The 13177-nt window shown below is 58.6% G+C and carries 14 protein-coding genes; 6 read left to right on the top strand and 8 right to left on the bottom strand.

Features of this window, described 5'->3' with window-relative positions; genetic code table 11:
- Window positions 1-22 precede the first annotated feature (22 nt).
- From scpB to AC2FPW_RS14640, 6 genes are all read right to left on the bottom strand, one after another.
- On the bottom strand, window positions 23-670 hold the full coding sequence (gene scpB / locus AC2FPW_RS14665; protein WP_496814288.1) for an SMC-Scp complex subunit ScpB: 648 nt from the start codon (window positions 668-670) through the stop codon (window positions 23-25).
- Window positions 663-1457, bottom strand: a complete 795-nt coding sequence (locus AC2FPW_RS14660) for a segregation and condensation protein A (RefSeq protein WP_480538046.1) — start codon at window positions 1455-1457, stop codon at window positions 663-665. The genes scpB and AC2FPW_RS14660 overlap by 8 nt, the downstream gene beginning before the upstream one ends.
- Window positions 1447-2454: a beta-N-acetylhexosaminidase gene (nagZ, locus tag AC2FPW_RS14655; RefSeq protein WP_496814287.1), complete on the bottom strand. Its 1008-nt coding sequence runs from the start codon at window positions 2452-2454 to the stop codon at window positions 1447-1449. The genes AC2FPW_RS14660 and nagZ overlap by 11 nt, the downstream gene beginning before the upstream one ends.
- Window positions 2451-3515, bottom strand: a complete 1065-nt coding sequence (locus AC2FPW_RS14650) for an SPOR domain-containing protein (protein WP_496814286.1) — start codon at window positions 3513-3515, stop codon at window positions 2451-2453. The genes nagZ and AC2FPW_RS14650 overlap by 4 nt, the downstream gene beginning before the upstream one ends.
- An 88-nt stretch (window positions 3516-3603) precedes the next feature.
- Window positions 3604-5349, bottom strand: coding sequence for an arginine--tRNA ligase (gene argS / locus AC2FPW_RS14645; protein WP_496814285.1), 1746 nt, complete (start codon window positions 5347-5349; stop codon window positions 3604-3606).
- 252 nt (window positions 5350-5601) lie between these two features.
- Entirely contained in the window at window positions 5602-6741 is a 1140-nt protein-coding gene (locus AC2FPW_RS14640) for a deoxyguanosinetriphosphate triphosphohydrolase (protein WP_496814283.1), read from the bottom strand.
- Window positions 6742-6817: 76 nt separating this feature from the next.
- Between AC2FPW_RS14640 and AC2FPW_RS14635 the strand changes: the two genes are divergently transcribed.
- Both AC2FPW_RS14635 and xth read left to right on the top strand, forming a co-directional pair.
- Window positions 6818-7141 carry a HesB/IscA family protein gene (locus tag AC2FPW_RS14635; RefSeq protein ID WP_267363969.1) on the top strand — a complete coding sequence of 108 codons (324 nt, stop codon included), beginning with the start codon at window positions 6818-6820 and terminating at the stop codon, window positions 7139-7141.
- Window positions 7142-7421: 280 nt separating this feature from the next.
- Complete coding sequence (xth, locus tag AC2FPW_RS14630; RefSeq protein ID WP_496814282.1) at window positions 7422-8201, top strand: exodeoxyribonuclease III; 780 nt, start codon at window positions 7422-7424, stop codon at window positions 8199-8201.
- Between the two features lie 4 nt (window positions 8202-8205).
- Here xth and AC2FPW_RS14625 read toward each other — a convergent pair whose 3' ends face one another.
- Complete coding sequence (locus tag AC2FPW_RS14625; RefSeq protein WP_496814281.1) at window positions 8206-9354, bottom strand: FAD-dependent monooxygenase; 1149 nt, start codon at window positions 9352-9354, stop codon at window positions 8206-8208.
- A 71-nt stretch (window positions 9355-9425) separates the two neighbouring features.
- Window positions 9426-9848 (bottom strand): RNA polymerase-binding protein DksA, encoded by a 423-nt coding sequence (dksA, locus tag AC2FPW_RS14620; RefSeq protein WP_209504868.1) that lies wholly within the window; start codon window positions 9846-9848, stop codon window positions 9426-9428.
- A 381-nt stretch (window positions 9849-10229) separates the two neighbouring features.
- On the opposite strand from dksA, the gene AC2FPW_RS14615 reads away from it, so the two are divergent.
- The 4 genes from AC2FPW_RS14615 (at window position 10230) to AC2FPW_RS14600 (ending at window position 13176) form a co-directional block, all read left to right on the top strand.
- Complete coding sequence (locus AC2FPW_RS14615) at window positions 10230-11075, top strand: AAA family ATPase (protein WP_480558090.1); 846 nt, start codon at window positions 10230-10232, stop codon at window positions 11073-11075.
- Between the two features lie 109 nt (window positions 11076-11184).
- Window positions 11185-11634: a GNAT family N-acetyltransferase gene (locus AC2FPW_RS14610; RefSeq protein ID WP_496814280.1), complete on the top strand. Its 450-nt coding sequence runs from the start codon at window positions 11185-11187 to the stop codon at window positions 11632-11634.
- Window positions 11631-12998, top strand: coding sequence for a DUF2927 domain-containing protein (locus AC2FPW_RS14605; protein ID WP_496814278.1), 1368 nt, complete (start codon window positions 11631-11633; stop codon window positions 12996-12998). Before AC2FPW_RS14610 ends, AC2FPW_RS14605 begins: the two co-directional genes overlap by 4 nt.
- 7 nt (window positions 12999-13005) lie before the next feature.
- Window positions 13006-13176 (top strand): hypothetical protein, encoded by a 171-nt coding sequence (locus AC2FPW_RS14600; RefSeq protein ID WP_209503658.1) that lies wholly within the window; start codon window positions 13006-13008, stop codon window positions 13174-13176.
- Window position 13177 lies beyond the last annotated feature (1 nt).

The raw sequence follows: 13177 nt of genomic DNA, 5'->3' as shown, positions 1-13177 counted from the left end.
CTGTTGTGACCTGTCCGGGTTATTACTCCTCAAACAGTTCCGACTGGTCCTCGTCCACTTCGTCCTCGCGCCCCTCACCCAGCGGGATCGCCCCCGGTGGAGGCCGGTTTTCCAACAATCCCGCAGCCCTTAGTTCCTTGAGACCTGGCAGATCGCGGGCGTTCTCCAGACCAAAATGATCCAGAAACTCTGGCGTCACCACAAATGTCACCGGACGACCCGGTGTCATTCGGCGACGGCCCAACCTGATCCACTCCATCTCTAGCAATTGATCAATCGTCCCGCGAGAGACTGATACGCCGCGAATTTCCTCAATCTCGGCGCGGGTGCAGGGCTGGTGATAGGCCACGATCGCCAATGTCTCAATCGCGGCGCGGCTGAGTTTGCGAGTCTCAACCGTTTCCTTCTGCATCAGAAAGCCCAGATCAGGGGCCGTACGGATCGCCCATGCCTCACCAACGCGCACCACGCGCACGCCACGCCCTTCGTAACGTCTCTGAAGCAATTCAACGGCTTGCGCGGCGTCGCTTCCATGCGGCATCCGCGCCTCAAGATCGGCAATCGTCACCGGATCGGCACTGGCAAACAAAACGGCCTCGACCATACGCTCCTGTTCCGCCAGCGGTGGCGCCTCGAACAGGGTGCCGGTTTCTTCTGGGACGTCAGTCACGTGTCTGGGTCCTCTTGCGCAAATGGATCGGCGCGAATGTCTCGCTCTGCTTGATCTCCATATGTCCTTCTTTCACCAGTTCCAGCGAGGCCGCAAAGGTCGCAGCCGTCGCCGATCTGCGGCGCACCGGGTCAGTATCCCAACCATCGGGCAGATAGGTTTCCATATCGGTCCACGTCCCCGCAAAACCGATCAGCGGGCGCATCCGCTCCAGTGCCTGCTCCATCGTGAACACCGCATCGCGGTCCATCACAAAGGGGCGGAATTCGTCACGGGTGCGGATACGGGCATAACCCTGCATCAGGTCCAGCAGCGTGGCAGAATAAGTCACGGTGCGAATGCGGGTGACGTCCTCGCCCTGCCCGCGTTTGAAAAAATCACGCCCCAGTTGGTCGCGGGCCATCAACCGTGCAGCGACGTCACGCATCGCCTGCAGGCGTTCAAGTTGAAACGCCAGATGCGCGGCCAGCTCTTCACCCGATGGCCCGTCGTCATCGGGGTCTGGCGGTAGCAGTAGACGGGACTTGAGAAAGGCCAGCCACGCCGCCATGACCAGATAATCGGCGGCCAGTTCAATGCGCAGCGCACGCGCCTTTTCAACAAAGGCCAGATATTGCTGCGCCAGCGCAAGAACCGAGATCTTGCGCAGATCCACTTTTTGCGTGCGGGACAGGGTCAGCAGAACATCCAACGGGCCTTCGAAGCCGTCGACATCAACAATCAGCGCTTCGGCCGCAAGACGATCCGCGACCGAGACAGGGTCTTCGCTAAAAAGATTATCGTTCATATACCTGCCCGCCCATTAGGGCAGATAGTTCCGCTTCGGCGGCTTGGATGTCAAGTTCCCGCGGGGGTTTCCGCATCTCCAGCGCCCGTTCTGCGCGGGCTTGTGCCACATCCGACATCTCCCCGGCGACTTCCATCACAGCGGCGCGTTTAGAAAAGCTGCCATTGCAATGAAGAACCACATCACAGCCCGCCTGCAAAGATTGCTGTGTGAGGTCCGTCAACGCCCCACTGAGCGCTTTCATCGAAATATCGTCGGTCATGATCAGGCCGCCAAAGCCGATATTGTCTCGGATCAGGCCCATCATGGCCGCAGAAATGGTGGCTGGCCGGGGATCGATCTGATCGAAGACCAGATGTGCTGTCATCCCCATCGGCAGGTCATTCAAGGCGCGGAACGGCGCGAAATCGCTGTATTCCAACTCTTCCAGCGGCAAATCAACGTGCGGAAGGTCATGGTGACTGTCCAGAGTGGCACGGCCATGGCCGGGAATGTGCTTGAGAACCGGAAGAACACCCCCATCCAGATGACCCTGTGCCGCGGCCCTGCCGATCCTGGAAATCTGTTCAGGATCAAAGGCATAACAGCGGTTTTTCAGAAACGCGTGGGTCTCGGGCCGCGCCACATCGACCATGGGGGCACAGTTGCTGTCGATACCCAGACCAAACAGCTCATCCGCAATCAGGCGGTACCTGAGGTACATGGCGCGTTCCGCTTGATCACCCGCCCTGATCACATGATCCAGCGGCGGCAGCCATTCGCGGGCCAAGGGTGCGCGCAAACGCTGTACGCGCCCACCTTCCTGATCAATGGTAATGGGACAGTTGCGCCCAACGGCCTCGCGGAAATCATCACACAAGGCCCGCACCTGATCGGCGCTTTCAATATTGCGGGCGAACAGAATGAACCCAAACGGGTTCATCTGGCGAAACAGGTCTCTTTCCTCCTGCGTCAGGCGCAGTCCTTCAGCATCTGTGATCGCTGCTCCGAACTTCACCTCACGGCCACCGGGATACAATCAGCGCCTTGCGCGACCAGAGCAGCGCAGAACTGGCGCGAGTCGCTCAGGTCTTCGAACCCCAGCACACGAAGGCGGTAGAAGGTCCGTCCACCGCTTGAAGTTTTCTGGATAACCCGCTGTTTTCCCGACAAATAATCACCAAATTGACCATTCAAACGGTCCCACTCAGCCTGTGCCACTTGCGTGCTGTCATAAGCTCCAAGCTGCGCCAGCCGGGTTCCCTTGGCCAGTGTATCCGGATCAACATCCACCCCGACCGCGGCTTTCACCGCTGCATTGATGGCGTCTTCGGAATTCTCGCTGGGCGCGACCTGACTGCGGGTGGACCGTGCCGGACGCGTCACAGGGCGCAACGATCGGCGCACGCCCGGCAACTCGGCGAAGCTCGGGTCCGGCAAGGCCGCAGCAAAATCTGCCGGGTCAATGGCGGGTTCTTCATCAGGGGTGGTCAGCGATGCCAGTTGCACACCATCTTCGAACTCTTGCTGCGTTTCTGCCGCCGCACCCGCCAATTCCGCAACCAGCGCATCTACTGCGTTCTGGCGCAAGCGCGCGGCCTCCTGCGTGGTGATCGGTTCTTCGACCACATGCAGCGCAGGGGTCGGCTTCAGTTCTCCGGCGGGCAGATCTTCGTCCGTCAAGGACACCGGGCGCGGCGCAAGGATCAACCGGTCGGCCGGCGCCGCAGCACTGCCTTCGGCGGCGACGGCATTCACGGCAAAGCCCTGATGATCGGCCGGAGTTCCACCCGGATTTTCCGGCTGCACACGCATCGGCCCTTCGGCGGCGCGAACAACCGGCACGCCACTGACATCGCGCATGATCAGTTGATAGCCCCAGACCCCGACACCGGCGACCAGCGTCAAGGATGCAACAGCCCCCAGGAAATTGACCGCCCTGCCCAGACCAAACGAGCCACGCGGCGCGTCATCTTCCTGCATGTCTTCGGGAAAATCATACACATCATCTGAATGCGCTTGATTCGGGTAATGATTCTGCCCGGGGCTTTGGTGCCCCGAGTAATCGTAACTCGCCATGTCCGCCTCACTGCCCGTTTCGCGCCTGAAAATAAGGCCCGCGGGTCATTTCTTGCCTACCTCGTACCGGCGGTTCGGGCGATATTCGTTACCGCATCTCCTGCGCCGGAGTAACGCCAAGAATACCCAAGCCCGCTGAAATCACAACAGAAACGGCCCGGGCCAAAGCGATTTTTGACTGGCTTGTGGCAACATCGCCATCCTGGATGAAACGCAATTGCGTCTCGTCATTGCCCTTGTTCCACAACGCGTGAAAGTCGCCTGCGAGTTCATAGAGATAAAAGGCGACCCTGTGCGGCTCATTGGTTCGGGCCGCAATCTCCACCAGCCGTGGCCATTCTGCCAGCTTCTTCGCAACAACCAGTTCCGAGGCATGATCGTTCTTGCTCAGGTCAGCACCCGCAAGGATCGCATCATCAGCCGCAATTCCAGCCTCGGCCGCGCGGCGCAGCACGCTCATGACACGGGCATGTGCATACTGAACGTAGAACACGGGGTTCTCGCGGCTTTGTTCCAGCACTTTGTCAAAATCGAAATCCAACGGCGCGTCGTTCTTGCGGGTCAGCATCACAAACCGCGTCACGTCCGGGCCCACCTGATCGACCACATCGCGCAGAGTGACAAAGTTCCCTGCCCGCTTGGACATCTTGAACGGCTCGCCATTCTTCCACAGCTTCACCAGCTGTGTCAGCTTGATATCAAGCGGCACCTTACCGTCGGACAGTGCCGAAACAGCCGCCTTCATCCGTTTGACATAGCCGCCATGGTCGGCGCCAAACACGTCGATCAGTGCGTCAAAACCACGGGTCACCTTGTCATAGTGATAAGCAATATCCGGGGCAAAATAAGTCCAGCTACCATCCGATTTCTTGACAGGGCGGTCGACGTCGTCGCCATGTTCGGTCGATTTGAACAGCGTCTGTTCGCGTGGCTCCCAATCCTCGGGCTTTTTGCCTTTCGGCGGCTCGAGCACGCCTTCGTAAATCAGGCCCTTGTCAGTCAGCGATTGCAATGCGGCCTCAATCCGACCAGTGCCATAGAGAGATTTTTCCGAGAAGAACACATCCATCTCGACGCCCAGCGCTTTCAGGTCAGCGCGGATCAGATCCATCATCGCGTCAGTCGAGAACTCACGCACCTCTTCCAGCCAGTCACTTTCCGGCTTGTCGATCAGGCTGTCGCCGTATTTCTCTTTCAACGCCTCACCGATCGGGATCAGGTAGTCGCCAGGATAAAGACCTTCGGCAATCTCGGGGCTCAGACCATTGGCCTCGCGATAGCGTTCGTAAGCCGAGCGCGCCAGCACATCCACCTGCGCACCGCCGTCGTTGATGTAATACTCACGGGTCACGTCATGGCCGGAATAGGCCAACAGGCTTGCCAGAGCATCCCCGAAAACCGCGCCCCGTGTATGACCCACGTGCAGCGGACCGGTTGGGTTGGCCGAAACATATTCAACGTTGACCTTTTGCCCATGGCCCATAGTCGAGCGGCCATAATCGGTGCCCTTCTCCAGCACGGCCGCCAGCACGCCTTGCCAGACCGACGGTGCCAGCCGCAAATTGAGAAAGCCCGGACCCGCCACATCGGCGCTGGTGATCCGATCATCCGCCACCAGCTTCCCTGCCAATGCCTCGGCAATGTCACGCGGTTTCATCCTGGCCGGTTTTGCCAGCACCATCGCCGCGTTGGTCGCCATGTCGCCATGCGCCGCATCACGCGGCGGTTCGACCGCCACGTTGTCAAAATTCAGCCCCTCGGGCAACGCGCCTTCGGACTGCATCTGTGCCAGCGCGTCCAGTACAAGGCCGCGGATCTCGGAAAACAGGTTCATTTCGGATGTCCTTTTGCTTGCCCGGCGGTTTACCACGCATCACGGCAAGGTCAATGGACGCCTATTGTTTGGACATGGTTTGCGCCCAATGTCTGCCAATGTTGCCCAGATATCCTCTGTCTGAGATTTCAAATACCCTGCGCACTGTCCGTCGTACGGCTTCTGATCATCGCTTCCCGCCTGCGCAAGGTACCAATCAACCCGCAATAAAGGTCGCAAACATGGACCATTACCCGTTTCATTGCGGCGCAATCAGCCCGTCAGCCGGGCGTGATCCTGCAAAGCGAAACGGTCGGTCATTCCTGCAATATAGTCCGATACGATCCGGGCCAGAGCAGTCTCGTCCGCCGCAGCTTCAATGTCCTCGTGCCAGCGTGCCGGCATCTGTTTCGGATCGTTCAGGTAGATCGGGAACAGGTCTTCGACAACCGTTGCAACCTCGGCCCGCACCTTCATGACGCTGGGTGCGCGATACATCCGGGTGAACAGGAACGCCCTGATTTGTTTCAGATCCGCCCAAGTCCCGGTCGAGAATCGGATGACAGGATGCCCAAGATGGCGAACCTCTTCGACCGACTGCGCGCCCGAGGCCGCGATCAAGTCGCGCGACGTTGTGATGACGTCCGCCACCATGACCCCAAAAACCCGCCGCAGTGCTTCATGACGCCGCCGATACGGATCAAGACCGGGGTATTTCGCATCCACATCCGCGTAACACGCCCCCACGATCGGAAGATGGCGCAGATCATCATCTTCAAACAACCCCGCACGCAACCCATCCAGAAGGTCGTGATTGTTGTAAGCAATGTCATCAGACAAGGCCGCCACCTGCGCCTCGGCACTTGCATGGGTATGAAGTTCAAGGTCAAAGCCCTGGTTGCATTCAGCCAGGGCCCAGGGCAGATCGCCAACAACCGGACCGTTATGCTTGGCGATACCCTCCAGACACTCCCAAGTCAGGTTGCATCCGTCAAACCCGGCATAATGCCGCTCCAGCTTGGTTACGATCCGAATGGCCTGAGCGTTGTGATCAAACCCCCCGTAAGGCGCCATCAGCGCGTGGAGGGCGTCCTCACCCGTATGACCAAAGGGCGTATGACCCAGGTCGTGCGCCAGCGCAACAGCTTCGGTGAGTTCAGGATTCAGGCCCAACGCCCCTGAAATTGTTCGCGCGACCTGAGCAACTTCGATGGAATGGGTCAGCCGTGTTCGATAACTGTCACCTTCATGCTCGACAAAGACTTGCGTCTTGTGCTTGAGCCGCCGAAACGCACTGGCGTGAATGATCCGGTCGCGATCACGCTGAAAGCATGACCGGAAGCTGCTCTCTTCCTCTGGCACCAGCCGCCCCCTTGCGCGGTCTGGGTCCGAAGCAAAACCCGCTCTGTCCAAAGGCCTTGTCCTTGTCGCCTGTCTTTTGGTTTCATATATTGTAGGTCGCTTGGGAAATAAACCTTTGGAGACCGGCATGAATCTGCCCCCATCAGTCACCGAACGCGCCTTTGACCGCCTTGCCGAAATCGGTGCCGCGGAACAGGGGCAAGCCCTGCGTGTCGCAGTGGAGGGCGGTGGATGTTCCGGTTTTCAATATGAAATTGCTCTGGATACGCCAAACACCGACGACCTCATTCTTGAAGGCAAAGGGCAGAAAGTCATCGTCGACCCGGTCTCTCTGCCCTTTCTTGAAAACGCGGTGATAGATTTTACTCAGGAACTTATTGGTGCGCGGTTTGTGATCGACAACCCCAACGCCACCTCTTCCTGTGGCTGCGGCACGTCGTTTTCGATGTAACCGGTGGGGGCTTTGCCCCCACACCCCCAGGATATTTTCAGCCAGATGAAGCAGGGATCCGCTCTCTGACCAAAACGACCAGAGAGCTTCACCTGGCGCGGTCATCGGCGTCCCCGCCTGTACCGCCCTTTCAAGTATCGAAAAAATGGTTAAGGATCCGTTTCTTCATCTGGCTAAAAATATCCCGGAGCGCGAGGCAGAGCCTCGCTAATCCGATCTCCGACTTGCCGCTGGGCCCGTTCTGAGCGATAGGTTGCCACAAAGTTTCGGAGGATCGCGCATGAAAATCGCCACGTACAACATCAATGGCATCAAGGCGCGAACCGAGGCGCTGCCCCGCTGGTTGGACGATGCCCAACCCGACGTTGTTCTTCTTCAGGAAATCAAATCCGTCGACGAAAACTTCCCCCGCGAGATGTTTGAAGATCGCGGGTACAACGTGGAAACACACGGTCAAAAAAGCTTCAACGGCGTCGCGATCCTGTCGAGGCTTCCGCTGGAGGATGTATCACGCGGCCTTCCCGGTGATGACAATGATGAACAGGCGCGGTGGATCGAGGCGACCGTCGTGGGCAAAAAGGCCTTGCGCCTCTGTGGGCTGTATCTGCCCAACGGGAATCCGGCACCCGGACCGAAATACGATTACAAGCTGGCCTGGATGGAACGGCTTTATGAGCGCGCAAAGGGTCTGATGGAATCAGAAGAGATGGCGCTAATGGCGGGTGATTATAACATCATCCCACAGGCCGAGGATGCCAAACGCCCCGATGCCTGGCGGGAAGACGCGTTGTTCCGCCCGGAAAGCCGGGCCGCCTTTAGAAAAATCCTAAACCTTGGCTTTACCGAGGCCTTCCGCGCGACAACGCAGGATCCCGACCACTATTCTTTCTGGGATTATCAGGCTGGCGCGTGGAATCGGAATGACGGAATTCGGATTGATCATTTCCTGTTGACGCCACAAGCGGCCGACCTCATGCGGGATTGCCAGATTGATGCGGCTGTTCGGGGGCACGAAAAGCCATCCGATCACGTTCCCGTCTGGATTGACCTGGATCTTTGAGGCCCTAAGCAGCCGTGACGTCGTGACTGTAGATCCACTCATAGCGTTGGGACAACCGGGCGCCAACGACCCTCAGCACACATTGCGCAGCCAATCGGGCTGGACCGCGCAGATGAAAGTTCCGCGCATTTGATCCGGCCGCCGTGACGACGCGCTGCGCCCTTGGTTTGCGGGTCGTTTCATAGGTTGCCAGCGCGCTGGTGATACCCGATCGTTCGTCAAACGCGCGCGCCAGCACCCAGGCGTCTTCAAGCGCCAGACATGCACCCTGTGCCATGAATGGCAATGTTGGATGGGCCGCGTCCCCTAGCAGAACCAATCGGCCATTCTGCCAGTTTTGCGCGACAGGCCGAAGAAACAATGCCCACAGATGCACATCCGTGACTTTCGACAGAATGTCGCGCACGGGGCCACCGAAATCTGCAAATCGCTTACGCAACTCGTCAGGATCGCCCGTCTGACGCCATCCTTCTTCCCGCCAGTCCGAACGCTCTTCGACCGCGACAATGTTCATCATGCTTTCGTCGCGCAGCGGATAGGTCACTACATGCCGCCCCGGCCCCATCGTCAGGGATGCGGAAACCGGATCATGACCGGGCTGCCAGGGTATGGTGGCGCGCCAGGCCACCTGATGCGTGAACTCCGGCGCCTCTGCCCCGTTCAGAGCCGGGCGGAGCACGCTGCGGCCGCCATCGGCCGCAATGGCGCATTCTGCGCGAATTCGCTCGCCTGACGCCAAGACCACCTCTGCCTCGTTGGGGTGCTTTTGCACATGCGAAACTTTGGCACCCAACCGGAGATCCACGCCTGCGTCACAGGCCGCATCATGAAGAAGGTTCAGAAGGTCGGCACGGTGGTAGTAGTAGGTCGGACCAGCTGCGGGGCCTGGCAGCCGACTGACCAGGCACCCATTTCGGTAATCGCGCAAGACAGTTCCATGGGATTTCTGCCCGACAGAAAGACCTGTGACGCCAAGTGCATGAAGAACGCGCATCCCGTTCTCGCTGATCTGCAAACCAGCACCGACTTCGGTCAGGGCCGGGGCTTGCTCCAGAAGCGTGACATGCGCCCCACGGTGTTGCAGCGCCAGTGCCGAGGCCAGGCCGCCGATTCCACCGCCGATTACACAGAATTTCAATCCGTCTATCTTCATGACACCCACATAACGCAAAAACGCCGGAGCCACAGGCCCCGGCGTTTGGATTCCTTACACATACCCGGCGATTAATCGTCGCGGTGGACCTTTTCGCGACGCTCGTGGCGCTCTTGCGCTTCAAGTGTCATGGTTGCTATCGGTCGTGCGTCCAGACGTTTCAGCGAGATCGGATCGCCCGTCATTTCGCAATACCCGTATTCGCCATCATCAATCCGGCGCAGGGCCGAGTCGATCTTGGCGACCAGCTTTCGCTGACGATCACGGGTCCGCAGCTCCAGCGCACGGTCTGTTTCTTCGCTGGCGCGGTCCGCGACGTCCGGAATGTTACGGGTGTTGTCTTGCAGCCCTTCGATGGTGTCGCGGCTACCAGCCAGTAACTCTGTCTTCCAATCCAGCAGCTTGCGGCGAAAATACTCAAGCTGACGATCATTCATGAAAGGCTCATCTTCGGCCGGACGGTAATCTTCCGGCAGAAAAACTTCCTGCTTCATATTTGCTCCCTCGGTATGGCCAGTGACGTCGTTCGAGGCTGTTTCAGCTGACATTTGGCTCTCCCTTCTGCGCAGCGTTTAGCCGACGGGCGGTGGAATGTCACTACACAAACGTTGCGCAACGGTGCACCCCTGCGGATTTGTCTAACTATGAGACAAACATCAACAAAACCTTGTATTTCTATGAAATTTGACAGGCTTTTTTGGGGCGAGAGGCACGGCGCCCGGGATTGGTCTATATCGGAATCAAGCAAAAGGGCTTGGAGTTGCAGCACAATTCCCGCCGGGCGACGCAGGGACGCGGGTTGTAAAAAACCTTGCCGCTCTGTAACCCGGAAACCACAACCTGCCCGTCCAACACAATATACGCACGAGAGGCCCATGACCGCACGTTTCCAAGGTACAGCCGAATATGTCGCCACCGACGATCTGACCATTGCCGTGAACGCCGCTGTCACGCTGGAACGCCCCCTTCTGGTGAAGGGCGAGCCCGGTACCGGCAAGACCGAGTTGGCCAGGCAGGTGGCCGGTGCGCTGGGGCTGAGAATGATCGAGTGGAATGTGAAATCCACCACCCGCGCGCAGCAGGGTCTTTATGAATATGATGCCGTCAGCCGCCTGCGTGACAGCCAATTGGGCGAAGAGCGCGTCCATGACGTGTCGAACTATATCCGCAAGGGCAAGCTGTGGCAGGCCTTCGACGCCAACGAAAAGGTTGTTCTGCTGATCGACGAAATCGACAAGGCGGATATCGAGTTCCCCAATGACCTGTTGCAGGAACTCGATAAGATGGAGTTCCATGTCTACGAAACGGGCGAGACGGTCAGGGCCAAGCACCGCCCTATCGTCATCATAACTTCGAACAACGAAAAAGAGCTGCCCGACGCCTTCCTGCGCCGCTGTTTCTTCCACTATATCCGCTTTCCGGATGAGGCGACGATGCGCCGGATCGTCGATGTGCATCACCCCGGCATCAAGGACGCACTTCTGACCGCCGCGCTGACGCAATTCTATGAAATCCGCGAGACGCAAGGGCTCAAGAAAAAGCCCTCGACCTCAGAGGTGCTGGACTGGCTGAAGCTGTTGCTGGCCGAAGACCTGACGGCGGAAGACCTCAGGCGTGACGGGGCCAGCGCGCTGCCGAAGCTGCATGGCGCCTTGCTGAAAAATGAACAGGATGTGCATCTGTTCGAACGTCTTGCATTCATGGCACGTGGCAAACGCTAGCCTGCGTGTGAACAATCTGTGATCACGGCTTGCCATTGGGTATCTCGGGTGTCAGCATCGAGATACCTGACGCAACCGCGTTGCAAAGCAGCAGTATTGGGGTCATCACTTGGCGAACGCTCTGACAATCCGGACCCTGCGGGCCGAGGACAAAGATCAGTGGGCCGAAATGTGGCGGGATTATCTGGCGTTTTATGAAACCACCCTGCCTGAAAACGTGTATGAATCGACCTTTTCCAGATTGGTGGGCGACGACCCGCAGGATTTTTCCTGTTTTGTCGCGGAACAGGATGGTGTTTTGGTCGGACTGACGCATTACCTGTTTCACCGCCACGCCTGGAAAGTGGAAAAGGTCTGTTATCTGCAAGACCTGTTCGCCCGACCTGAAACCCGAGGAACGGGCGTCGGTCGCGCCTTGATTCAGGCGGTTTATGAAGAGGCGGATCGCCAGGGCGCCCCATCCGTTTACTGGCTGACGCAAGAGTTCAACCACATGGCACGCCACCTTTATGATCGCATCGGCACCCTGACACCGTTCATCAAGTACGCCCGCCCATGATGCGTTTGGGCGCCCTTTTTCTGGCGCTGGTTATCGCTGGCTGCACGTCTGTCGAGACAATCGAACTCGGGAACGATGTCCCATATGTCGAAGTGGCGTTGCCGCCGGCCAAGTCTTTTGCGGCACCCCGCCCTTCGCCACCGGCACGGTCCAATACGAACATCGCGTCGGATTTCCTGTCCCTGCATTTCGAACTGGAAAGCGGGGCCGCACTGCCCGTGTTCACGCGGTTCGAAACGCCGATCACCGTTCGCCTGACCGGATCGCCGACACAAAGTATGCAGCAGGATTTGACCCGCCTGCTGAACCGCCTGAAGCGCGAGGCAGGCATCAACATCCGACAAATCAACGACGGTCAGGCCAATATCACGATCGAAGCGGTCAGCCAGAAGGACATTCTGCAAATTCTGCCAAACGCGGCCTGTTTCGTGGTGCCAAACGCGTCCAGCCTGGCCGAGTATCAGCGCGACCGCCGCAAACCCAAAAGCAGTTGGGTTGAGCTGCGCCAGCGCGAAAGATTGGGGATTTTCATCCCCTACGATGTCAGCCCGCAGGAAATGCGCGATTGTCTGCACGAAGAACTGGCACAGTCCCTTGGTCCTCTGAACGACCTCTATCATCTGCCGGATTCGGTGTTCAACGACGACAATATTCATACGGTCTTGACCGGGTTCGACATGCTGATCCTGAGCGCGGCTTATGCGCCCGAACTGCACACCGGCATGACCCGCGATCAGGTCGCCGCCGTCATCCCCGGAATTCTCAGCCGTCTGAATCCACGCGGCGACAGAATAGCTGCGCAACCCCCCACAAATACCCCCCGAGAGTGGATCAACGCGATCCAGAAATCACTGGGACCGGGGCCGGGTTCCCCCCGACAGATGCGCGCCGCGCAAAAGGCAGCCCGCATCGGGCAGCAACTGGGATGGACAGATCACCGCCGCGCCTATCCCCACTACCTGATGGGCCGGATGGAGCAGTTTCGTGATCCGGCAGAAGCCCAGCGGCAGTTCAAGATCGCGCAACAATTTCTTCGCGCGACGCCCGGAACCGAGGTTCATCAGGCTTATGTCTCAACCCAGACCGCAGCCTTTGCGCTTGCGCAGGATCGCGGACCCGAGGTTCTGCCCGAACTGGATCAGGCCATCGACGTGATGACCCGCGCGGAAAACGCTTCGCTGCTGGCAACGTTGCTGCTGCTCAAGTCCGAGGCCTTGAAACAGGCCGGTCAATTGCAGCAGGCACGTGCCGTCAGGCTGGACAGCCTTGGATGGGCGCGATACGGGTTCGGTTCGGATTTGGTGGCTCAATCTCTGGCTCAAAACAGTGGCCGACGCCCCGCTGACAGCACGAAAGACGGATAAAACACATATGTTGCTAGTACTGGGAATGGCGATACTGGGTGCAATCCTGGGTGCTTTGACCGCAAAAAAACGCAATGGAAACGGCGCCGACATGGCGCAGTATGCCGCCGGATATGGGATCGCTTTTGCGCTTGTGGGTCTGGTGATCTCGCTGGTTCTGCTTCGCATGGTGGCGTGAC

The sequence above is a fragment of the Ruegeria sp. SATB027 genome (assembly GCF_059613825.1).
Note: the sequence above shows the minus strand (reverse complement) of the source record. Positions and strands in the feature narration are given on the sequence as shown.